We start from the raw sequence: 22259 nt of genomic DNA, 5'->3' as shown, positions 1-22259 counted from the left end.
TCCACTAACCACCGGTATTGAGGCTAGCCATTTCTTGGGCAACGCCTGTGCTGATCGTTAAGGTATGTTTACTCTTAGTGCCATAAGTAATAGTGGTATCTACTTGGACCATGTTACATGACACACCGGCGGTAAAGTTAAATTTACGTGGGCATGGTAAATCTAGCGCACCATTATTTAGATTTGTCATAGTATTAGATGCGCCATCCATATCATCCATACCAAAACCGCCCTCAGGTATTTCAGATGCCTTCATTAAAAAAGCACTATTGCCACCTGCTGCCGCTTCATTAGCAATAACTTTTTGCACTGTACCAATTAAGCTATTTTCTGCAGTCTCACGCTCTTGAGCTGAGTTTGTAATTTTTATATCTACACTGCTGCTATTCATTAAAGTCACAGCTATACCTGTCACAGCAACGACCATAATCAAAGCAATAATAAGCACAATGCCTTGCTGTTTTCGTATATTAGGAACACTGTTTTTTCTATTTCGATTAATTGAAAAGTTTTTCATAGCAAACCTTCGTGTTGATATTTCATCTACATCTCGCCTAGTAATATCCAAGTCAGCAAAACAAAATCAGGTAAAAGTGTTTTTAAATTTAAAACACGCAACCAATTAATGCTAACTAATTAGTATTATAATAAATACACAACATCATTCCAGTTATTTATTAAAATATTTAAAGATTTAATAAAAGAAAAAGAAGAAAGTTAAAAAATAAAATCTCAATCAATTTAAAATGTTACAAGACGCCTAGAATCAAGGGAAAAAATCAACCAAATTACAACAGGTTAAATGTAAACTTTTCAGGACAAAGTTACGACAGGAGATTATAAATACTAGATAACCAGCAATAAAATAGCGATTATAAAAAACATTCAACCCAGACAAATTTCCGGGTTGAAAACACATTCTCAATAAAGAAAAAATTAAATATAAAAATTAAAAAACAAACAGTTTAATCATAAGCTATTATCATTTCTTTCTTGCTTATAAATATAACTTTGATGAACTTCTAATTTAAGTGGTTCCTCATCATAAAGCTGAACATTGCCATTTTCATCAACGCTAGGAGTTGGCCCATTAACTACTTTAGCCGCAATTTTCTCACAGTTTTCAGTACAATTTGGGTCTTTATTTGGTAATGGAAATATATACACATCACCATCTTCAACATACATAGTTGGTGTATCTGGTAACTCTGCCGCTGTTGGGGTTCTTAACCAATCATACACTTTGGTTCCATAGTGAAGATGAAATGCATAAAGATAACCTTGTCCTTCTGCAATTGAGCACTGTGAATCCGATGATGAACTGGTATCTGGTTTATAGGTAGTAAAGTAAGCAACGCCTCCTAACACGGTAGCCTTCGAAGTTGCCTTTTCACCCCACCCTAAATTATAAAACCAACCATCTTTTTCAGCTAAATCAGCTTCTAATTCAACAAAGTCTTCCAAACTGTCAGTAACTTTGGCAAATGGGTCACTATTTACATTCATTAAATCTGATTGCCAAATTAAATCTGGTATTTCTTCCTCTTCAAAGCTTCGAGTTACTGTATTTACATCTCGAATCATATAGAGCTTATCAGCAACTTTTAAATTCAATGGATCTGTGCGATCACCACTACCAATCAGTACTGCATCAAATGGGGTATCAATTCTTGAGTAAGTTGTTTCATCACCAAGTGTTGTTTCTGTTACTTTACTGAACAGAGTTCTTGAAACATATGGCTCATAAAAAAAGCGGCGGTTATTATTACCTAATTTTGCAAGTTGAAAGTGCGTCCAATTTTTTTTGTTGTTTGTTGCCAAGTCAACTCGCCAAACTCCACCACCAGTATCACTTGCATACAATCTGTCAGTGTAACCATCGTAATCAGAATCAAGTAAATGTATGTCTGACGCTATACTGTGCTGCCCTTTAAAGCCACCTTCTGAGTTTGTTAACGCCCAAACTTGTTTTCCAGTTTCTGCATCAACAATGTATAAGCCTCGCCCTTTAGAATCTGTTGAGATTGAATTATCTTTATTCGTGTCGTAGCCAGCACCAAAAACCAATAGCGGTCTATCTTCATAGCCTTTAAGGTTGATAAATGTAATTTGAGGTTTAGACCATGTTTGTGCTAATTCTAAAAATTTTCCATCACCACTTTTTAATGGCCCTCCCCACATCAAAGAAGGTGAATTAGGGTTAGTTATATCTAAACCGTAATAGCTACTACCACCTCGACGTAATCCGAAAAATGCCCATACCCTGTCATCATTATTAACGATGCCGTCTTCGTTTTTATCATCAAAATAAACGGTTATAGGGCCATCCACTCCATACACTTTTGTGTGTAACTTTTTATCGCGTAATGGCTTAATAATTGAGTACAGTTCCGCAGGCATAAATGCCCAGCTTTCGCTTAATACATCGTTTCTGTCCCTAAACATATGTAAATAGCCCGCATTAGTACCAATAAGAATACGAACATCATTGTAGCCGTAATCTATCGTAACAGGCTTAGAGTGCAGTACATCACCAAAAATATCATGGCGAGAATCATCTGTTGAACCGTCCTGATCTTCATCATCAACATCAAGTCCACGAGACCAGTTTATAAGATCAAAGACTTCATCGGGGTCTGAATCAAAATCAACTGCAGCCTTAAATCGATTTCCATAATGGATTATGACTCTGTAAGCCGTAAAGTTGAGCATTCGACCACCAGATAAGTTTGTGATCACTTTCCGGCCTTTATTTGGAATACTCGATTGTTCAGCTAGATAAGTATTTACACCGCCTTTCTCAACATATCCACCATCAGCAATGAGATTGCTGTTGGATTGCCAATACGTTTTTGCTGTTGATAAAATCGCCCCGTCATTACCAAGGGCGGAGGCAAGGTTGGCATCAACTACGACACCACCAGATACTTTTAGCTTTTTAAGGTTCCCTCGCCACCGAGCATCGTTTGAAGGTAAAAACATAGGAAAATAAACTGCATCACGATGTGATAATTTATCTGAATTATTTGATGCTACCGATGGCGAAGAAAAAGTTGAGTTGACCTCTCTGATATCGGTAAGAACATCATCAAATGCATCACTTAGCGCTTTTGCAGACTCTGCGAAAATATAACTACCCCCACCATTATCAGCAGTCGCCTGTAAAATGTCTCCTGCGTTTTTAACTAAGCCTTTACCAAAACCAATCGTGTAAACATTTGCGCCATCTACAACACTTGTTTCAGGGTATATATCCCTATTTTCTTTCTCTTTACCATGAAGAATTGTTGCCATTGAGGGTAAATGACTATTACCCACTTTTTTAGGTGAAATGCCATAAATACTTTTATATAAGTTTTCTATATATTTATCCTGACCGACATCATAGTAAGGTTCACCGTCTGTCATCAATATAATATTTACGCTATTATCGCATCGTACTGGATCACCTGAGTTCTGCTTGAAAGGAGAAATATACTTACCATTTGATTCTGTTGAACTATCTCTTTTAGCTGGTTCAACCAGATTCGCGAAAAAAAGGTCATCTCCTATTAAGTATCGCCATGTTTCAGTAATAGTTTCAACTAATGGGGTTCCTAATTCTAGATCAGTGATGTCCCAATTTCTGAGAGTATTTTTAATCGCATTATGATTTGTTCCAATCCCATGGACAATATAACCACCAGTACCTTTAATAAGCCGCATTAAACCAAACTCAATATCAGTATTGTCATTGATTAATTTAATCATCGCCTCCTGTGCGACTTCTAAACGACTTCCTTCAGGGCATAGTATTAGTTTTCCTTTATCTCTACAGGCTTTGCCCGTTTCTATAGAGAATGCCATGCTATTTGATGTATCAAAAACAAGTAAGACCCGTAATTTTTCGTCTTCCGCTACGTCATAATTTACATATAGATCTATATCTTCAGCATAAAGGTTTTGGCAAAATACACATGCAAAAATAAAAAATAGGCTGTTTAACTTCATTTTCATACTCGCCTTACTCCATTAATTTCCACTATTTAAGCTCAGCATTTCTTGAGCAATCCCTGTTGTAATAGTGAGGTTATGCTTACTTTTAGAGCCATATTCAATCACTGAATTAATCTCAACCATATTGCATCTTAAGCCTGCAGTATCATCAAAACGTCTTGGGCACCTTAAAGCCATAGGGCCTTCATTTTTGTTAAACATGGTATTAGATGTGTCATTTGTATTACCTAGATCGAGGCCTGTTTCAGGAACTTGCCCTCTACTAAAGAAAAACCGGCTGTTACCTAATTTTTTTGCTTCATTAGCAATGACGTTTTGTACATCACCAATTAATTCATTCTCTGCCGCTTCTCTCTCTTGAGCGGCATTTGTGATTTTAATATCTACACTACTGCTGCTCATCAAAGTCACAGCAATACCGGTTATCGCAATAACCATGATCAAAGCAACGATTAATACAACACCTTGTTGCTTATGCATCATAGTTAAATGCGCCATAAGTTTGCCCCAACATTGTTCAAGCGGATAGTGGTCGTAAATAGTGCGCGTCGGTAGTTATCGTCAAATGTAAGAACGCGGCTATTTGCGTCTTCACCCAATGTATAAGTTTGATTTTTCAACTTAAGGTTTGAATCTGGTAAAAGCGATCTCACAAGTAAGAATACTTGCACTGTCAAAATACCACGGCGATTTTCCCAATCAGTGTTGGTCATCTGGCTGATACTTTTATATGTATCAACACGACTGTTATTTGTAGTATCAAGACCAAACACAAAGTGCATATTTTCTACCCCTTCCATAACCGTTTCAGTTGTCATGCCCCCAGAAGGAGTTAAGCGTTTACGTCTAAGTAAAGGAACAGACACTCTTTGGTCATTAATGGTGTAGGTTTGCTTTGCTATGTAATAAACATGATGTCGATAACGCCAAATCGTAGCATTACCATTTACAGCTGCTGCCGCGATTGGGCCGCGCTGAAACTCAGCAAGCTCTTGCTCGGCAATAAAATAGTAATAGTTATCGCTAGTATCGACAGGTTGAATTTGTAAGCCTTCTAAAAACTTAATTTGCAGTACATCTGTATTTTTCTCAACATTGTTTATACATCCAAGGGCTGAGTTACCGGTTGTTTGCACTGCATAAACGGAGCGAAAATTACTGGTTGCAGCTGTATCTGGAAAGCTGCCATTATTAAGGCCTTCTGAACAATCATTACCGGGATTTCCTAAACTGTTTGTATTTGCATCTGAGAAAGAGTCTTCATAAAACGTGCCCCAAAAACCAATCTGTTCAATATCACGTTGCATGATATTCATAGCCAGTCTACCAGTTTCTTGTAGCTCACCAATTGTCATCGTGTCACGAGTTGTTGATTTCATGCTTATATAGGTAAACATCACCCCGCCGAGCACCACACCTCCGATGAATAAAGCAACCATCATCTCGACGAGAGTAAATCCATTATGCTTTTTCATATCAAGACCTTAAATAAATATAGCTTTGTAGAACAATCAAACGTCGCTTATCGCCTTTAGAACCACAATCAATTGCAGCTGTATCTTTATTAGCACTAAGTTCTTGACGTCCTTGCCAACTGATCACAACCTCAATATTGAATTCGCTGGCATTGCCTGCAGCAACGGGAGTACTACTAATGCACACAGTTGCATCGTCTAAAGCGCCGGTGTTTTCACGAGCCTGAATTGCACGCACCCACTGTTGTTTATCTAATTCTGCCAATTGCTGAGCACTACATGCTGAGTTATAGCAACTCAAACTCGTATTTAGAGCTGTATCACTATCGAAAGTGCCATTATATAACGCTGCAAAGCCAGGTGAGTCGTTCGCTCGCATACGCTGGATAATGTCATTACCAAGTGCTACAGCAGCTGCACGCTGCATAGAATCAAAGCTTGCCTGCTTCGCTTTTGCTTGCAGGGCCACAGCGCCTAATAAACCAAAGCTTAAAATAACAAAGGCAATAAGCACTTCAATAAGCGTAAAGCCTTGCTGCTCAGAATGTTTAATCATGATGAAGTTCATAGATACTTTTACATACCGTAAGAATATTACGGCACAAATAAATAACAATCTGTATATGGACGAGCGGTCAAAATGCGCGATAAACGGTACTTAAACTTTGCTCAAAGTTAGATAATGACTACTAAAGAAAGTAATTATTGAAGATAAGATGCTGCAATGAAGATTGTTATTATTTACCCATTACCGCTTTAACATTTTTAAGCTCTCGACGACTAACTGCCAAAGGCTCTTCATACTGCTTCATCGTAACTGTATGCCCACCTGAAGATGGGCTATTAAGGCTAACAATATGTTGCTTATTCACAAGTGTATTACGGTGGACTCTAAGTAGCTGCAGCGGATAGGTTTGCTCTAGTTGCTTTAAACTTTGCTCAACAAGTGCCTCACCTCCAAAAAACACTACTCGAGTATATTTTTGCTCTGCGATACAGCAAACCACATCATCTACATTAACTCGTCGTATTACACCTGCAAGTTGATAACTAATGTAGTTATTTTCGGGGGCAGTTACTTGAGTACGGTTTAATTTACTCAGTTGCGTCATTGCTTTGGTTAATGCCTGCTCAGAAACAGGTTTAACTAAATAGCCATCAACAGCGAGCTCAAATGCCGTTAATGCGTGCTCTGAATGGGCTGTTAAAAACATAACTGCAGGCGGGATCGAAAACTGTTTTAGCTCTGCGGCCACTTCAAGGCCAGACTGCTTAGGCATATTAATATCAAGCATTACTAAATCGGGCTGGAGCTGCTTACAAAGTTCAATTGCTTGCTCACCATTACTTGCTTCACCAACAATAGTGCAACCCTCATTTGCAGCTAATAAACGTTTTATACGTGCCCTTGCTAGTGGTTCATCATCAGCAATCAAAACTTTTATCATGCATCCCTCTGCTTTGGTATTACCAGCTTCACTCTAAATACATCATCACGAATTGTGGTCGTCAGCTGTGCTTTTTGTTGATAGAAAAGTGCCAAACGTTGGCGGATATTATCCAGTGCCATCCCATTTCCTGTTCGTGAGTTATTCACTTCTGCAGCTACAGGATTCGTTATGATAAAGGTATAAGCTTTATCCGATTGATGCATTTCAACAGAAATATTGCCCAGCTCTGCGGGCTCGACGCCATAAAATACCGCATTTTCAATAATTGGCTGTATTGTTAAACACGGAATATCAATGTCTGGCAACTCGTCAGGTAATTGCCAGCTTAATGCTAGGCGTTCGCCATAGCGCCAACGCTCAAGGGCTACATACTGTTGGCATAAAGTGATTTCATCAGTAAGCTTTATGGCTTTACCACTGCGCATAGCAGCCTGTGACAGCGCCGCCAGCGCTAAAATTGCTTGTTCAGCCGCGTCAGCATCATAATGTGTCAGCTCAGCAGCAGTGTTCAAACTATTAAACAAAAAGTGAGGACGAATTCTTGCTTGTAAGGCATCAAGCTCAGCCTGCGCTAACGCTTTAGTTTGCTGCTCTTTTTGATTATGAATAAGCAAAAATTGGCTGAATAGCGCCGTTACCAAAAATATGATCAGTAAATTGCTGACAATAAAGTTAGCCCTCGACTCCATAGCAAACACATCTGAAAACACTGACAAAAACAGCCAACTAAAAACAGACGTTAATGCCAGTAAAGTGGATATCAAAATAAATAACTGCTTTGAATGTGACAGCTCTGTAAGTAAGGCTCGGCACACATACAGTAACGACAAGCTAGAAAGAAAGATTAGATGTAAAAAGCAGCTAAATATAGCCAGGCGTAACCAAACATCACCTAAACTCATGGGTGAGAAGGCGAGTAAAATAGCAATGACTTGGCTGACGATCAGTGTGGCAAGGACACCACGAGATTGAAAAAGAGCCGCAATCAGCAAGCCGTTCGAATTTGGCTGTTTGCTCATGGGCTCCTCTTTTAACTGTTGACTACTATTTGCTTAGATTAGCGTAGCTCAACAGGAACGGCAAATACTATGTTCTCTTCTTCACCAGGATTTTCAATAACTTGATTGCCACCCAATTCTTTTAGACGAGCAATTACTTGTTGAACTAAAACTTCTGGTGCAGATGCACCTGCAGTCACACCCACTGCATTGACACTGTTGAACCAATCCGCTTCAACATTACTCGCATCATCAATTAAATAAGCAGTGGTGCCCATTTTGTCAGCAAGTTCTCGTAAACGATTTGAGTTAGAGCTATTTTTAGCCCCTACTACAAGCAGCACATCCACTTTATCTGCTAAGTCACGGACTGCATCTTGACGGTTCTGCGTAGCATAACAAATGTCATCTTTACGCGGGCCATCAATTGCCGGAAACTTAGTACGAAGTGCATCAATTACATCTGCCGTATCATCTACAGATAACGTCGTTTGGCTACAGTAAAACAGGTTTTCAGGGTTTTTAACCGTTAGGCCAGCAACATCTTCAGGGGTTTCTACTAAGTAAATACCACCCGCTTCGTTGTCGTACTGCCCCATTGTGCCTTCTACTTCAGGATGACCATGGTGACCAATTAACACGCACTCAGTGCCTTTACGACTTGCGCGTGTTACTTCCATATGCACTTTTGTTACCAGTGGGCAAGTGGCATCGAACACTTTAAGGTCGCGACGCTTTGCTTCACTACGAACAGCTTGCGATACACCATGCGCACTGAAGATAACAATGCTGTCGTCAGGAACCTGATCTAGCTCTTCAACAAACACAGCACCGCGATTTTTTAAGCCATCAACAACATATCGGTTGTGAACGACTTCATGGCGCACATAAATTGGCTTTTCAAAGATATCCAGTGCACGCTCCACAATGCTAATTGCACGGTCTACACCTGCGCAAAAGCCACGTGGATTCGCTAATAAAATGTCCATTAACCTGTTACCTCTAAAATATCAACTTCAAAGGTTAAGCGCTGCCCTGCAAGAGGGTGGTTAAAGTCAATCGTGACTGAGTCACCTTGAACTTCACGAACAAGACCCGGAAGCTCTGTGCCATCTGGTTGAGTAAAGGCAATAATATTACCTACTTCAGCTGGAGTATCTGCACCAAACTTACTGCGGTCAACATAATAAATGTTATCTGGGTTTGGCTGACCAAATGCATCTTCAGGCTCTAATGCAAATGACTTACTGTCACCAGCAGCTAAACCGAGTAAACACTTTTCAAAGTTTGCTGTCAGGCTACCATCACCCATTCGCAATTTTGCAGGTTTATTATGTACCTTGGTTGAATCGGCTGCTGAGCCATCTTCTAACTTAATTGAGAAATGAAAGATCACTTCAGAGTTTTCACCAATTACAGCTTGGCTCATGCTTGTTGCTCCTTAGGACTTTCGCCTGTGAAGGCATCAAATAAAAGTAATGCGGCACCGATACAAATTACACAATCGGCAATATTAAAAACAGGAAAGTGCCAGTTTTCGTAATATACATGCAGGAAGTCAATAACATAGCCATAAGCGATACGGTCGTATAAATTGCCTATTGCACCGGCTAATACTAACGCATAAGCAGAACATAATACTTTGTTCGTCGCTGGCAAACGCTTCAGCCACCATACTAAAAGCACACTGATCGACACTGCAATCAAACTAAAGAACCAACGCTGCCAGCCACCTGAATCACTTAAAAAGCTGAAGGCTGCACCATAATTATGTACATAAGTGAAATTAAAAAATGGCAGAATATCAATCGACTCTTCGTAGGCCATGGTACTAACGACAAGTGATTTTGTCGCATAGTCTACTACCAAAAGTAGTAGACTAAGCCATAACCAAACCAAGCCACTTTTTCCGGCTAGTTTGCTCACAAACAACTCCTATGCGAACTGACGCTGTTCACCATCGCCATCAACATTGCTTACACAACGGCCACAGATCTCAGGGTGAGCAGGATCAGCACCTACATCATCACAGTAGTGCCAACAACGCTCACATTTTTCAGCGGTTGTTGCAGCAACTTTAATGTATAAGCCATCAATTTCTGTAGCTTGCGTTTCTTCTGGCTGTGCTGTCACAGTTTCAACGGTTACGCCTGACGTTAATAGTACAAAGCGCAGTTCATCACCTAATGCAGCTAATTTCGCGCTTAGCTCTTCACCTGCATAAATGTTTACGTTTGCTTGTAGAGTAGCACCAATAACTTCTTCTTTACGAGCTGCTTCTAGTACACGGTTTACTTCATCACGCACGTTAAGGATTGTTAACCAATCATCGTTGCTGAATTTACCTTGTGAAGAGGCTTGCAAGCCATCGTACCATACTGAAGTGAATACAAACTTGTCACGCTCACCTGGTAATGCTTCCCAAATTTCTTGCGCGGTGAAGCTTAAGATCGGTGCCATCCAACGCGTCATTGCTTCGGCAATGTGATAAAGCGCAGTTTGACATGAACGACGCGCATGACTGTCGCTTTTCGCTGTGTATTGACGATCTTTGATTACGTCTAGGTAGAACGAACCAAGCTCACCAGTACAGAAGTTCATTAGCTTTTGCGTTACAAGCAGCATTTGATACTTGTCATAAGCCGCTAAGATTTCATCTTGAAGCTCAGCTGCGCGGCCCACAATCCAACGGTCAAGCTCAACCATGTCTTCAATAGCAACTTGATCAGTTTTTGGATCAAAACCATTTAAATTCGCAAGTAAGTAACGGCTCGTGTTACGAATACGACGATAACGGTCTGCTGAACGTTTAAAGATTTCATCAGATACAGTCATTTCAGCTGTAAAATCAGTTGATGCAACCCATAAACGTAAGATGTCAGCACCTAGTTTGTTCATCACGTTTTGTGGCGAAATTACGTTGCCTAATGATTTAGACATCTTGCGGCCATTTTCATCAACCGTGAAACCATGTGTTAGCACTTGCTTATATGGCGCATGACCATTGATAGCAACCGATGTCATCATTGACGACATAAACCAGCCACGGTGTTGATCAGAACCTTCTAAGTAAAGATCAGCAGGACCGGTTAAATCTTCACGTGCATCAACCACACATGCGTGAGTCACACCTGAGTCAAACCATACATCTAGCGTATCTTGTACTTTCATGTATTGCTCAGCGTCATCGCCAAGTAAGGTTGCTGGATCTAAGTCATACCAAGCTTGAATACCTGATTTTTCAACCAGCTTCGCAGCTTCTTCAATTAGCTCTTCGGTATTCGGATGAAGCGCACCAGTGTCTTTATCAACGAATAATGCAATTGGCACACCCCATGTACGTTGACGTGAAATACACCAATCAGGACGGCCTTCAACCATGTTTGCAATGCGGCTCTCGCCCCACTCAGGTAACCACTCAGTCTTTTTGATTTCGCTTAATGAATCTTGACGAAGGTTAGCTTGGTCCATACTTACGAACCACTGTGGCGTAGCACGGAAGATAATAGGAGTTTTATGACGCCAGCAATGTGGGTAGCTGTGCGTAAGTGCATGATGATGCAATAACGCATTGTTTTCAGTTAATACGTCAATAACGCTCGCATTCGCTTTAAATACGTGCTGACCTGCAAACATTGGTGTGTCAGGTAAGTAAACACCGTTAGCACCAACCGGATTAGCTACTTCTAAACCATAAGCAAGACCTGCCGCGAAATCCTCTTGACCATGACCAGGTGCAGTATGAACAACACCAGTACCAGAATCAGTCGTTACGTGATCGGCAACAATCACAGGCACTGTGAAGTCATAGAATGGGTGAGCAACTTGTAAGTTCTCAAGTGCGGCACCTTTTACATAACCGAGTACGTGGTAATGTTTGAAGCCATAACGGTCCATAGCATCTTTAACTAGCTCAGAACCTAAAATTAGACGTTGCTGTGCACCTTCATCATCAATTTGAACAAGGGCATATTCAAGCTTTTCGTGAACCGCTACTGCACGGTTAGCTGGTAATGTCCAAGGTGTTGTTGTCCAGATTGCTGTGCTAACAGCACCTGTACCTTCATGGCCTTCAGCAAGTTCAAACGCATTGATTACAGCATCTTGATCAGCAAACTGAAAACGCACATCGATTGCTGGAGACTGTTTATCTTGGTATTCAACTTCCGCTTCAGCAAGTGCTGAACCACAATCTGTACACCAGTGAACAGGCTTAGCACCTTTGTGTAAGTGACCATTTTTAATGATGCGACCAAGTACGCGAATTGCATTCGCTTCAAAGTCAAAGTTCATTGTTAAGTAAGGCTTGTCCCAGTCACCAAATACACCAAGACGTTTAAAGTCTGTTTTTTGACCTTCGACTTGTTTTTTTGCGTATGCGCGACATTTTTCACGGAACTCAGCAGCAGACACCTTAACGCCTGGCTTGCCTACTTTCTTTTCAACCATTAATTCAATTGGTAAACCGTGACAGTCCCAACCCGGCACGTAAGGTGCGTCGAAGTCAGACAAAGTTTTTGACTTAACAATAATATCTTTAAGAATTTTGTTTACCGAGTGGCCTAAATGGATATCACCGTTTGCATACGGAGGACCGTCATGCAAAATGAAGGTTTTTTTACCTTTTTTAGCGCTGCGAATTTGACCGTAAAGATCGTCTTCATACCATGTCTTAAGCATCTTTGGTTCACGTTGTGCCAAATTGCCGCGCATTGGAAACGCTGTTTCCGGTAAATTCAAAGTATGTTTGTAGTCGCTCATTAATCCTACTTTCCGTATCGGCTACCTAATTTAAACCAAAACACTGCTTAGCGGCGGTTACATCATCTGCAATCTGCGCCGTCAGTTGTGTTAATGTCTCGAATTTTTTCTCATCGCGAAGCTTTTTAATTAGCTCCACGTGCATAAATTGTCCGTAAATGTCTTGCGCAAAGTCGAAAAGATGGACTTCTAACAATGCGCGTGTTCCATTAAATGTGGGTTTGTTGCCAATATTTGCAACCCCATATAATTCTTTATCACCCACTTTAGCTCGTACCGCAAATACCCCATTTACAGGGCATACTTGGCGTTTTAGTGCTATGTTGGCAGTTCTGAACCCTAATTCACGACCTTTCGCCCAGCCATGAATAACACGTCCAGAAATCGCATAACCATGACCTAACATGGTTTTTGCATCTTCTAATTGCCCTGCAGCAAGCGCATGGCGAATAAGGGTACTACTGACTCTATCATTGAGTCTGCGAAAACTTGCAGTACTTTTCACATCCATGTTCAGCTCAGCGCCCATGGTTTTTAGTAACGCAAAATCGCCACGACGACGTTTGCCAAAACAAAAGTCATCACCAACAGTTAATGCTTTAACGCCTAGCTTTTCAACCAGTACTTGGCTGACAAACTGTTCTGCTTCCATGTTGGCAAATTGCTGATTGAAGCTAATGCAAATCACTCGCTCTACGCCTAATTTAGCAAGCAAACTGAGCTTATCACGTAGTCGCGTTAAACGCGCGGGTGCATTATCTTTAGCAAAAAACTCTTGTGGCTGAGGCTCAAATAACATCACGGTACTTGGCAATTGATGCTTTTCTGCGTCTTGCAACAAGCCTTTAATCACTTCTGCATGACCTAAGTGCACGCCATCAAAATTACCAATGGTCAACACACAGCCATAATGCTGCGCGCGAATATTGTGAATACCTCTAATTAACTCCATGCCACCTTTTTGCCTTTATCAGCGAGCCCAAAACATTGATATCGGGCCTGAAGGGCCGATTATAATCTTTTTTTTAGTTTGATTCAGTAGTTGCAACACTTTTTATCGTATTTAGTCGCACACCTAAAATAAATAAGGCCGCAAAGTAAACAAAAACCGCCAGCACTAATAACCCACTCAACAGCAACACTTGCTCAGTAAAGTGCCATGTTTTCCACGTAAATTGCTGGCCAACATACCACACTGCAGCAGCCATTAATAAACTTGAAAACAAACACTTAAAGGTGAAGCCCAGACTCATCGCAGAAAACTGATAAACGCCTTCTTTACGTAATTGATGATACAACAAATAGGCATTACAACTGGCCGACATCGCAGTTGCTAATGCTAAACCCAAATAGCCAATAAATGGAGCTAGCATAATGTTAAACACCATATTTAACACCAATGTTTTAATGCCTATTTTTACCGGCGTTTTAGTATCTTGACGTGAATAAAAACCCGGTGCTAACACCTTGATTAACATAAAGCTAACCAGACCAACTGAGTAGGCCATCACACCGTAACTTACCGCTTTTACATGATCAATTTCACCATTTTGAAACGCACCATGATCAAATAAAACCGTAATAATGAGCGGGCTTATGACCATTAAACCAAACATGGCCGGCAAGCCTAAGAAAATAACAAATCTCACCCCCCAGTCGAGGGTTAGTTGAAAATCTTTTGTGCTTTTGGTGCTATGTAGCTTAGACAATGCGGGCAGTATGACCGTTGCTATACCGATACCAAATAAGCCAAGAGGAAACTCAATTAAACGGTCTGAGTAGTAAAGCCACGCGATAGAGCCAGTCATCAACATCGAGGCGATCATGGTGTCGAGTAGTAAGTTTATCTGACTGATAGACACGCCAAACAAGGCCGGTAGCATAAGTTTTCGGACTTTCTTAACGTTTTCATCTTGCCAGCCCCATTTAGGACGGCTCAACATACGGGCACGATACAAAAATGGCAACTGGAACAATAACTGCACTAAGCCCCCTACAAACACGCCGATGGCAAGCGCGTATGCCCCCACCGAAAATTTATCGTGTAGAAAAACAGCACACGTGATAATTGATACATTCAACAGCACAGGGGTAAATGCCGCAACAGCAAAGCGATTATATACGTTCATAACCGCACCACTTAGAGCAACCAAACTCACGAAAAATAAATAAGGGAAAGTCAGTTTTAACAGTGCACTAGCAAGTACAAACTTTTCTGCATTTTCGCCTCCTTGCCACCAATCGATAAACCAGCCAGTACCAAATAAAGCAGCTATGACTGGAGAGGCAACCACCCCAAACAAGGTAACGATTAATAAAATAGTACCTAGGGTACCGGCTGCTTGAGCCACAAACAGCCTGACTTTATCATCGCCTTGTTGCTCTTTTATTTCAGATAAAATCGGCACAAAAGCTTGCGCAAAGGCTCCTTCAGCAAACAAACGTCTTAAAAAGTTAGGAATTCGATTGGCAAATAAAAACACATCCGCAGCAGCACTGGCACCTAGCAGATTTGCCACAACAGCATCTCGTACTAACCCTAAAATACGCGAGATCATCGTCATTGCACTAACAATCATCCCAGAACGAAATAATCCTTTTGCCACCTTAAACCCATTATCAAAAAACTTCTAAGATGGGCGATTATGCCTAAAATATCTTTAAAGCACTAGGCTCGAACCCGACCCTTTGTTACAATGGCGATATTAACTGCTAAAGCGGCAAATTGATGTTCGTTATAAGGAGCAGTTTTTCTTGAGATGTCAAAATTTCGTTGACATTCATGATAAAAACAGGCATATTCCACGGCCTTTAAATTAAGCTTATTTTAAGATTGTTAGGAGCAAACCTTGGCTAACATCAAGTCTGCAAAAAAACGCGCTATTACGAGCGAAAAAAATCGTCAACATAACGCAAGCCGTCGTTCAATGATGCGTACTTACTTCAAAAAAGTAGTTACTGCTATTGAAGCGGGCGACAAAGAAGCTGCACAAGCGGCATTCGCTGTTGCAACACCTATCCTAGACCGTTACGCAACTAAAGGTCTAATCCACAAGAACAAAGCAGCTCGTCATAAGAGCCGTTTAGCAGCTAAAATCAAAGCGCTATAATTTGTTTTTGATGAATATGAAAAAACCGGCTTTTGCCGGTTTTTTTTTATCTGTAATTTAACAAGGCACGTGTTATATATGCCTCATTAAAGTAGCTAGCTAGACAATTTCGAGCTCTGGGTAAAACTTTTTCAGCATAGCGGCAATCTTCTTTGGTGTGAAAGGTTTTACTACAAACCCTTTAGCACCCTTCTCAATCGCTTCTTTAACGTTTTCTACTGTTGAATGGGCTGAAACCATTACTACGTTTGCTTCAGGCGAAATTTCGTTGATTTGCGAGATAATCTCTTTGCCGTCACCATCGGGTAATTCTATATCTAAAAAGATAATATTGAACTCTTTTTCTTTACATGCGCTTAAACACTGCGCGGCCGTAGAAGCCTCACGCACATTATCGATACCTAGGTGCATTAATGTTTGATTTAAAAAACTGCGAACTGTGCCTACGTCGTCCACAATAAGAATTGAAAGCTGCGTATCCATACTATTCCTCTTAAACTATGAAGATAAACACTCATTGCACTGTAGAGTGTAACGCATTTAAGCTATAAGTGATTTGAATTTGACTATTATATCAAAAACTTCGTTATAATCTCATTATAGAGACCTATGTTTAAAAGGCCAGATAAGCTTTATGTCTAATAAAATAAAAAAACAATCTTTGCTTGGTAAAACACCTGCACGAAAAAAACCAACACAAGCAAAGCGCCAAAGACCCGCCCCCCAGCAACAAGCGCGTGCACAAGCTGCGCAGCAAAGCGTTCCTGAAGTCGAACTTAAAAAAAGTAAAACACGCTGGTATGCGCTCGCAGCAGTTGTATTAATTCTGCTAATTACGCCCAAACCTGTGTTAATCACTTATGAAAAGCTAGGTATGGTCTCGCAAAGTGTATTTTGGCCAGGGGTTTTTGGTTATGGTGCAAACTTATTTGATTCAACCCTCAGCCCCCGTGCAGACCTAAGCCGCAACATTATTTACCTGTGCCAGGATAAGCGCAAACCAGATACCTGCCAGAAGTATCGCGTGACAGAGCAAAGTGGTTTTTTTGCTGCCATGAAAAAGCTAATAATGGATTAAAAAATCTAATCCGAAAATTTAAAATTACTTGGTTGAAAGCTGTGTAAAAGATCACCATAATGGCGCTCCTTTTTCAACACAGACGCGATCAGATACGACCATGCTAAACGAGCTAGATTGGCTTTTAAACTTAACGTTACTTGCACTAGGACTAGGTGCATTTTTTATCAACCAGCTTACATTACTGCGTTTTGCAGCGATTAGCGCGTGTAGTTTATTATTTTTATCGTTTAGTTTAGATCTGATGTCATCAAGCGTTATCTCAAATATGAGCTTGGTGTTGATCAACACATTTTATTTATTCAAGGTCTACACATTTGGCCAATTGAATATCAATCAAGGTTAATCTTCTCCTAAGATAAATTGATAGAATAGGCTATCCCATCTATCAGCTTTTATGCCCAAGCAGCCCTCTGCTTGGGCTTTTTTTTACTTACAAAATGATTGAACTGAGATACCATTAATGGCGTATATAAATAATTTGGAGGTGCACTGTGTCATTTAACGACTTCGACTTATTTCTCTCATCAATGGAAGACGTAAAACCTCTTAAGCATGACACTGTTCAGTTTGATTCTACGAAACAGGGCCCTTCTTTAGCGCAACAAGAAAAACGTAAAGCAGCTGAGTGTGATTTAGCAATTGATGAAAACTATTTACGTACTGAATTCGTTGAGCTATTAGATCCTCATGCCATATTGGCATTTAAAAAAGATGGCGTACAAGGCCAAGTATATAAAAATCTGCGTTTAGCTAAATATCAACTCGATGCCACGCTTGATTTGCATGGTCAGCCTCTTCAACGAGCGCGCAGTACGCTTTTTAATTTTATTGATGACTGCCATAAACGAAACATTCGTGTCGTACTAATTCGCCATGGTATTGGTATCAAAAATAAATCACAGCCGGGTATTTTAAAGAGCTATACCAATAAGTGGCTGCAAGAAATTCCAGCGGTTTTAGCCTTTCATAGCGCCCTTAAGCATCATGGTGGTAGCGGTGCGACGTATGTGATGATTAAAAAGTCAGACGAGAAGAAACACGAGAACAGAGAAATCCATTCAAAAAGAAGTTAATAGAATAAGTGATTGAAGTGCAGCATAAAAACATGCTGCACATATTAACTGTGATTGGTTGGTTATGATTGGCTAACTTCAATAGCCTGAGCTGGCTGCTCCGACGCATTCGCTTGATTAAACCATGCTGAAACACCAAGAACGATTACTGACACTACGACTAGACTAAATTTAGCTCCACCTTGATTAGATTTCATAACGCCTCTTTTTTTATTATTGTTTTTTTATTGAGCAACAACAGCATAGCAAAGTTACAGATGTTAACAAGGTGTATATTAAACTAATTTGTAATGTGTCAATAACCTTTTGTTCTATCAACCTGATTTATTAGACTTTCACCTTCAATTAATCTTTTGACATTACCCGCGATTTGCAGCGTCACAGTCTCTAAATCTGACAATGCAGCACAGTGAGGTGTTAAGGTCACCTTTTCATGAGACCAATAAGGATGCACCTTAGGTAAAGGCTCTTCGCTGAACACATCAAGGGTAGCGCCACGTAATTGCTCACTATCAAGAGCTTCAAGCAAGTCTTCATCGACAACATGCTTGCCTCTGGCAACATTAATAAGCACCGCATGATTTTGCAATTTACTTAGCAGTGATTTGTTAATGATACCCTGAGTGTGTTGGTTAAGTGGCAGCAAGCACACGAGATAATCAATTTGACCAAGCATGTCACCTAATCCCTGCTGTGTGTAATAGGTACTTACTTCAGCATCGTGTTTTTCACTATTAGACCAAGCACTCACTCTAAAGCCATTTGCGAGTAACCGCTTAGCACAGGCTTTACCCAATTCACCATAACCCAAAATACCCACATGTTGATGTGAATACGCTCGCTTTGGCTTCCAAGTACTGGCTGATTGTTTTAAATAATATTCTTTGAGTCTCAGCTTGTGTGCCAACACATGGGTCAACACGTACTCTGCCATATCATTTGCAAGATTATCATCAACAATTCTAACAACGGGGACGTGCGCCGCTATCTTCGTTAAGTCGATGCTATCAACGCCTGCACCAAATGAAGAAACTGCTTTTAAATTTACCAGCTTAGGCCATAAATCAGCAGGGGCATTCCAAGCCAGTACAAACTCTACAGCTTCGTAGTCGGTGCATTCAGACCAAAGCTGCACGTCAACCTCTGGTAATAACGCTTGTAATCGAGCAATTAATTGGCTGCAATCTCGGCCTGTTACAGCTACAAGTAAAATCATTGTCTTCTCCATTTTGCCTCGTACTCGAAGCGCTCTTTAAAAAGTCACACAACTGCAACCTAACTGTCACAGCGAACTCTTACCCTAATCTCATCGCTGAAAGCGTTTATGTTTGAGGTTTGTATGATCAGTGTTGATAAAGTAATAGAAGCAAATTTACCACAGTTAGAAAATTCACCAAAAGTAAAAGGCTTAGTAAAGAAAGGTCTGGGTTATTTATTACATGAGCAAGAGTTTGTTGCCTTTGGTGATGCATACCCACATTTACAAGGACTTGAGTTTGTAGAGCAAGTACTTGATGAGCTAGACTTTGACACGCGCTACAAGCCAAAGCAAATGGAACATATTCCTAGTGAAGGTAATGTCGTTATTGTCGCTAACCACCCTATCGGCTCTCTTGATGCATTAGCGCTGATAAAAGTCTTATCAAGTGTGCGCCCCGACTTAAAAGTCGTTGCAAACCGCATGCTGATGTCAATCACTCCGATGCACTCGTTACTCCTTCCCGTTGATAACCTCTCTGGTACAAGTAAAAAGAAAGAACTTGCTAATATCCAAAAGCATTTAAAATCAGACGGTGCGTTATTAATCTTTCCTGCAGGTGAGGTGTCACGCTTAAGTCCAACGGGCATTAAAGACTGTAAATGGAATACTGGCTTTTTGCGTATGGCAAAGAAAGCCAACGCACCTATTTTGCCAATTTACATTAAAGCGAAAAACAGCCCATTATTCTACGGCACCTCAATGATCTACAAACCCTTAGCCAGTTTGTTGTTAGTCAAAGAGATGTTCAAACAGCGACAAAAATCATTAGAGTTTGAAATTGGCGCTTCCATCCCACCTGAGTCATATTTAATCGAGAATTTAAAAGACAAAGAAATAGCTCAGCTGATAAGAAAGCAGTTGTATCGACTTATCACTAAAAAGCCTCTGCCCTTAAAAACACAAACCCCTATTGCCAGTCCAGAAGCAACGAAAGACCTTAAAAAAGCCATCGAAGAGTGTGAGCTATTAGGTGAAACCTCTGATGGTATGAAAATTTACTTATACCAATACTGTGGTAGCTCACCAATTTTCCGTGAACTAGGACGACTACGTGAAATTGCGTTTCGGGCAGTCGGTGAAGGCAGTGGCAAACGCCGAGATATAGATAAATACGACATGGATTATCAACACCTTGTACTGTGGGATGCTAAGCAACTTGAACTAGTCGGCGCATACCGACTTGCCTGCGCACAAGACATTATAGAAAAACATGGCCGCAAAGGTTTATATACCGACAGTCTATTTAGCTACAGCGGTGATATGGCGCCGTATTTTGAAAAGGGCATTGAGCTTGGTCGCAGCTTTGTGCAACCCAAATACTGGGGCAGAAAGAGCCTAGATTATTTGTGGTTTGGCATTGGCGCATTTGTGAGCCGCTACCCGCAATACCGCTATTTGTTTGGCGCAGTCAGCGTGTCTAACGCGCTCCCCGAGCAAGCTAAATCGCTACTTGTTCACTATTACCAACATTATTATGGTGCAAAACAAGTGTTAGCTATCCCCAATAATGAATATCGCCATACCGAATCACAAAAAGAACAATGTGCTCAGTTATTTGCTGGGGATGATATTAAAGAAGACTTTGTTGAACTTAAGCATGTACTTGCCAATATCGGCGCGCAAGTCCCAACCCTATTTAAACAATACACAGAGCTTTGCGAGCCAGGAGGTGTGCAGTTTTTAAGTTTTAGCATCGACCCTGAGTTTAATAACTGCATTGATGGTTTAGTGCTTGTCGACTTAGATAAAGTGAAAGCGACTAAGGCCAAACGATACTTAGGACAGACACGCGAATAGTCGTTATAAAATAGCTAAAAAAGTCGGCATGCTCGCCGACTTTTTTCTTTTTAATTAAAGATATTTCTAAGTGCAGCTAAATATATTTGCTCAATAGTTTTTAAATCTGCGATAGGAACATGCTCATTAACTTGATGAATGGTATGGTTTCGCACCCCACATTCAATCACTTGTGTGTGCTCATTAGCAAAAAAGCGGCCATCTGATGTGCCACCACTGGTACTTAGCATAGGGAAGCTGCCAGTTACTTCATGCACGGCTTGTTCAAGCTGCTGCAATAAGCAATTGCTTGCTTGATGCAGGGTATAAAATGATTCACACGGGCGTTCCCAAACAAGCGTTAGCTGCGATGCTAGATCTGCCAATGCAAACTGAATTTCTTCTTTAACGTCTTTACTTTTGTAGCCATGACTATAACGTACGTTAAACGTGAGCTCACACTGAGCAGGAACAAGATTATCTACCACATTGGCAATATTAATTCCGGTCACTTGCAGTGTTGTAGCCGAACTAGCTTCATCTTTGTGCCAGCTAATTGCCGTTAGGCGCTTCACTACCTCTGCACTTAAATGCGCTGCGTTTATAGTGTTTGCTGGATAGGCAACATGCCCAGCTTTACCTTGAATAGATAATCGAGCAGACAATGCTCCCCTTCTGCCATTTTTAATGGTATCACCCACATGCAAATGACTCGTCGGCTCGCCTACTAAGCAACCATCAAGTACAACACCTTGTTTGGCTAACCGCTCAGCAATCAATAAGGAGCCGTATTCAGCCTCGCCCTCTTCATCTGAGGTTATTAACCAGTAAAATGTGCCGCGTTTATTGCTATTTTGCGCTAAAAAACGTTTTGTTGCGCAAAGCATAGCTGCAACACCGCCTTTCATATCTGCTGCGCCACGGCCATAGACACTGCCATCGACTATCTCGCCACTAAAAGGTTCAACTCGCCAATCACCTTCTGCAGCAGGGACCACATCAATATGGCCAGAAAAAGCAACGATAGGGCCTTCACCAAAGGTGATTTTAGCAATTAAATTAGTAACATGATTAAAGCCAAATACTTCACAGTCAAAGCCGAGCTGGCTTAAGTTACCTTCAAGCCAATCAATTGCACCCGCTTGAGCAGGCGTTACCGATTTAAATCGGAGCAAGGTTTGTAATGTTTCTACCACATCTGATTGCACCGAGAAGTGGGTTGCTAACTCTGCATTTGATATCAAACTCATAATAACCCTAGTCAGTTAGAAAGCTTA

Annotated in this window: 22 protein-coding genes; 5 read left to right on the top strand and 17 right to left on the bottom strand. The window is 40.8% G+C overall.

Annotated elements, in window-relative coordinates; genetic code table 11:
- Positions 1-4 precede the first annotated feature (4 nt).
- The 13 genes from EXT43_RS11160 to murJ all read right to left on the bottom strand — a co-directional run bounded on the left by EXT43_RS11160 (position 5) and on the right by murJ (position 15287).
- A complete protein-coding gene (locus tag EXT43_RS11160; protein ID WP_130166997.1) occupies positions 5-517 on the bottom strand; it encodes a pilus assembly protein PilX in 513 nt (170 codons plus the stop codon).
- Positions 518-969: 452 nt separating this feature from the next.
- A complete protein-coding gene (locus EXT43_RS11155) occupies positions 970-3996 on the bottom strand; it encodes a PilC/PilY family type IV pilus protein (protein ID WP_240701492.1) in 3027 nt (1008 codons plus the stop codon).
- A gap of 15 nt (positions 3997-4011) precedes the next feature.
- A complete protein-coding gene (locus EXT43_RS11150) occupies positions 4012-4494 on the bottom strand; it encodes a hypothetical protein (protein WP_058585470.1) in 483 nt (160 codons plus the stop codon).
- On the bottom strand, positions 4482-5471 hold the full coding sequence (locus EXT43_RS11145; RefSeq protein ID WP_062564286.1) for a PilW family protein: 990 nt from the start codon (positions 5469-5471) through the stop codon (positions 4482-4484). The genes EXT43_RS11150 and EXT43_RS11145 overlap by 13 nt, the downstream gene beginning before the upstream one ends.
- 1 nt (position 5472) lies before the next feature.
- Positions 5473-6027: a type IV pilus modification protein PilV gene (gene pilV / locus EXT43_RS11140; RefSeq protein WP_062564361.1), complete on the bottom strand. Its 555-nt coding sequence runs from the start codon at positions 6025-6027 to the stop codon at positions 5473-5475.
- A 181-nt stretch (positions 6028-6208) separates the two neighbouring features.
- Positions 6209-6919 carry a LytTR family DNA-binding domain-containing protein gene (locus EXT43_RS11135; RefSeq protein WP_181447710.1) on the bottom strand — a complete coding sequence of 237 codons (711 nt, stop codon included), beginning with the start codon at positions 6917-6919 and terminating at the stop codon, positions 6209-6211.
- Positions 6916-7941 (bottom strand): histidine kinase, encoded by a 1026-nt coding sequence (locus tag EXT43_RS11130; RefSeq protein ID WP_130166996.1) that lies wholly within the window; start codon positions 7939-7941, stop codon positions 6916-6918. The genes EXT43_RS11135 and EXT43_RS11130 overlap by 4 nt, the downstream gene beginning before the upstream one ends.
- A gap of 38 nt (positions 7942-7979) precedes the next feature.
- A complete protein-coding gene (gene ispH, locus EXT43_RS11125) occupies positions 7980-8909 on the bottom strand; it encodes a 4-hydroxy-3-methylbut-2-enyl diphosphate reductase (protein WP_130166995.1) in 930 nt (309 codons plus the stop codon).
- A complete protein-coding gene (gene fkpB, locus EXT43_RS11120) occupies positions 8909-9349 on the bottom strand; it encodes an FKBP-type peptidyl-prolyl cis-trans isomerase (protein ID WP_055020954.1) in 441 nt (146 codons plus the stop codon). Before fkpB ends, ispH begins: the two co-directional genes overlap by 1 nt.
- Complete coding sequence (lspA, locus tag EXT43_RS11115; RefSeq protein ID WP_130166994.1) at positions 9346-9846, bottom strand: signal peptidase II; 501 nt, start codon at positions 9844-9846, stop codon at positions 9346-9348. The genes fkpB and lspA overlap by 4 nt, the downstream gene beginning before the upstream one ends.
- 9 nt (positions 9847-9855) lie before the next feature.
- Complete coding sequence (gene ileS / locus EXT43_RS11110) at positions 9856-12681, bottom strand: isoleucine--tRNA ligase (protein WP_130166993.1); 2826 nt, start codon at positions 12679-12681, stop codon at positions 9856-9858.
- A gap of 25 nt (positions 12682-12706) precedes the next feature.
- Positions 12707-13633, bottom strand: a complete 927-nt coding sequence (ribF, locus tag EXT43_RS11105) for a bifunctional riboflavin kinase/FAD synthetase (protein ID WP_062564282.1) — start codon at positions 13631-13633, stop codon at positions 12707-12709.
- 73 nt (positions 13634-13706) lie between these two features.
- Positions 13707-15287 carry a murein biosynthesis integral membrane protein MurJ gene (murJ, locus tag EXT43_RS11100; protein WP_276319706.1) on the bottom strand — a complete coding sequence of 527 codons (1581 nt, stop codon included), beginning with the start codon at positions 15285-15287 and terminating at the stop codon, positions 13707-13709.
- A 243-nt stretch (positions 15288-15530) separates the two neighbouring features.
- On the opposite strand from murJ, the gene rpsT reads away from it, so the two are divergent.
- On the top strand, positions 15531-15791 hold the full coding sequence (gene rpsT / locus EXT43_RS11095; RefSeq protein ID WP_054561913.1) for a 30S ribosomal protein S20: 261 nt from the start codon (positions 15531-15533) through the stop codon (positions 15789-15791).
- Between the two features lie 99 nt (positions 15792-15890).
- Here rpsT and EXT43_RS11090 read toward each other — a convergent pair whose 3' ends face one another.
- Positions 15891-16274, bottom strand: a complete 384-nt coding sequence (locus tag EXT43_RS11090; protein ID WP_054561914.1) for a response regulator — start codon at positions 16272-16274, stop codon at positions 15891-15893.
- Positions 16275-16425: 151 nt separating this feature from the next.
- On the opposite strand from EXT43_RS11090, the gene EXT43_RS11085 reads away from it, so the two are divergent.
- From EXT43_RS11085 to smrA, 3 genes are all read left to right on the top strand, one after another.
- Complete coding sequence (locus tag EXT43_RS11085) at positions 16426-16869, top strand: hypothetical protein (RefSeq protein ID WP_054561915.1); 444 nt, start codon at positions 16426-16428, stop codon at positions 16867-16869.
- 100 nt (positions 16870-16969) lie between these two features.
- Positions 16970-17215, top strand: a complete 246-nt coding sequence (locus EXT43_RS11080) for a hypothetical protein (protein WP_054551958.1) — start codon at positions 16970-16972, stop codon at positions 17213-17215.
- 148 nt (positions 17216-17363) lie between these two features.
- Positions 17364-17945, top strand: a complete 582-nt coding sequence (gene smrA / locus EXT43_RS11075; RefSeq protein WP_062564281.1) for a DNA endonuclease SmrA — start codon at positions 17364-17366, stop codon at positions 17943-17945.
- A 62-nt stretch (positions 17946-18007) separates the two neighbouring features.
- Here the strand turns inward: smrA and EXT43_RS20905 are convergent, their stop codons facing one another.
- A complete protein-coding gene (locus EXT43_RS20905; protein WP_258535966.1) occupies positions 18008-18142 on the bottom strand; it encodes a hypothetical protein in 135 nt (44 codons plus the stop codon).
- A 98-nt stretch (positions 18143-18240) separates the two neighbouring features.
- On the bottom strand, positions 18241-19161 hold the full coding sequence (locus tag EXT43_RS11070; protein WP_063529693.1) for a glyoxylate/hydroxypyruvate reductase A: 921 nt from the start codon (positions 19159-19161) through the stop codon (positions 18241-18243).
- Between the two features lie 123 nt (positions 19162-19284).
- On the opposite strand from EXT43_RS11070, the gene EXT43_RS11065 reads away from it, so the two are divergent.
- Entirely contained in the window at positions 19285-21003 is a 1719-nt protein-coding gene (locus EXT43_RS11065) for a lysophospholipid acyltransferase family protein (protein WP_130166992.1), read from the top strand.
- Positions 21004-21053: 50 nt separating this feature from the next.
- On the opposite strand, the gene dapE is transcribed toward EXT43_RS11065, so the two are convergent.
- Positions 21054-22232 (bottom strand): succinyl-diaminopimelate desuccinylase, encoded by a 1179-nt coding sequence (gene dapE, locus EXT43_RS11060; RefSeq protein WP_130166991.1) that lies wholly within the window; start codon positions 22230-22232, stop codon positions 21054-21056.
- Positions 22233-22259: the final 27 nt, after the last annotated feature.

It is taken from the genome of Pseudoalteromonas sp. CO109Y, from assembly GCF_004208935.1.
In the GTDB taxonomy this organism is placed as follows: Bacteria; Pseudomonadota; Gammaproteobacteria; order Enterobacterales; family Alteromonadaceae; genus Pseudoalteromonas; species Pseudoalteromonas shioyasakiensis.
The sequence above is the reverse complement of the archived record's forward strand: the minus strand, read 5'-3'. Positions and strand labels throughout refer to the sequence as shown.

What these genes read in the sequence shown, in the direction of transcription:
- EXT43_RS11160 (WP_130166997.1), bottom strand. Translation starts at nt 517, where the DNA reads ATGAAAAACTTTTCAATTAATCGAAATAGAAAAAACAGTGTTCCTAAT.
- EXT43_RS11155 (WP_240701492.1), bottom strand. Translation starts at nt 3,996, where the DNA reads ATGAAAATGAAGTTAAACAGCCTATTTTTTATTTTTGCATGTGTATTT.
- EXT43_RS11150 (WP_058585470.1), bottom strand. Translation starts at nt 4,494, where the DNA reads ATGGCGCATTTAACTATGATGCATAAGCAACAAGGTGTTGTATTAATC.
- EXT43_RS11145 (WP_062564286.1), bottom strand. Translation starts at nt 5,471, where the DNA reads ATGAAAAAGCATAATGGATTTACTCTCGTCGAGATGATGGTTGCTTTA.
- pilV (WP_062564361.1), bottom strand. Translation starts at nt 6,027, where the DNA reads ATGATTAAACATTCTGAGCAGCAAGGCTTTACGCTTATTGAAGTGCTT.
- EXT43_RS11135 (WP_181447710.1), bottom strand. Translation starts at nt 6,919, where the DNA reads ATGATAAAAGTTTTGATTGCTGATGATGAACCACTAGCAAGGGCACGT.
- EXT43_RS11130 (WP_130166996.1), bottom strand. Translation starts at nt 7,941, where the DNA reads ATGAGCAAACAGCCAAATTCGAACGGCTTGCTGATTGCGGCTCTTTTT.
- ispH (WP_130166995.1), bottom strand. Translation starts at nt 8,909, where the DNA reads ATGGACATTTTATTAGCGAATCCACGTGGCTTTTGCGCAGGTGTAGAC.
- fkpB (WP_055020954.1), bottom strand. Translation starts at nt 9,349, where the DNA reads ATGAGCCAAGCTGTAATTGGTGAAAACTCTGAAGTGATCTTTCATTTC.
- ileS (WP_130166993.1), bottom strand. Translation starts at nt 12,681, where the DNA reads ATGAGCGACTACAAACATACTTTGAATTTACCGGAAACAGCGTTTCCA.
- ribF (WP_062564282.1), bottom strand. Translation starts at nt 13,633, where the DNA reads ATGGAGTTAATTAGAGGTATTCACAATATTCGCGCGCAGCATTATGGC.
- EXT43_RS11090 (WP_054561914.1), bottom strand. Translation starts at nt 16,274, where the DNA reads ATGGATACGCAGCTTTCAATTCTTATTGTGGACGACGTAGGCACAGTT.
- EXT43_RS11085 (WP_054561915.1), top strand. Translation starts at nt 16,426, where the DNA reads ATGTCTAATAAAATAAAAAAACAATCTTTGCTTGGTAAAACACCTGCA.
- EXT43_RS11080 (WP_054551958.1), top strand. Translation starts at nt 16,970, where the DNA reads ATGCTAAACGAGCTAGATTGGCTTTTAAACTTAACGTTACTTGCACTA.
- EXT43_RS20905 (WP_258535966.1), bottom strand. Translation starts at nt 18,142, where the DNA reads ATGAAATCTAATCAAGGTGGAGCTAAATTTAGTCTAGTCGTAGTGTCA.
- EXT43_RS11070 (WP_063529693.1), bottom strand. Translation starts at nt 19,161, where the DNA reads ATGATTTTACTTGTAGCTGTAACAGGCCGAGATTGCAGCCAATTAATT.
- EXT43_RS11065 (WP_130166992.1), top strand. Translation starts at nt 19,285, where the DNA reads ATGATCAGTGTTGATAAAGTAATAGAAGCAAATTTACCACAGTTAGAA.
- dapE (WP_130166991.1), bottom strand. Translation starts at nt 22,232, where the DNA reads ATGAGTTTGATATCAAATGCAGAGTTAGCAACCCACTTCTCGGTGCAA.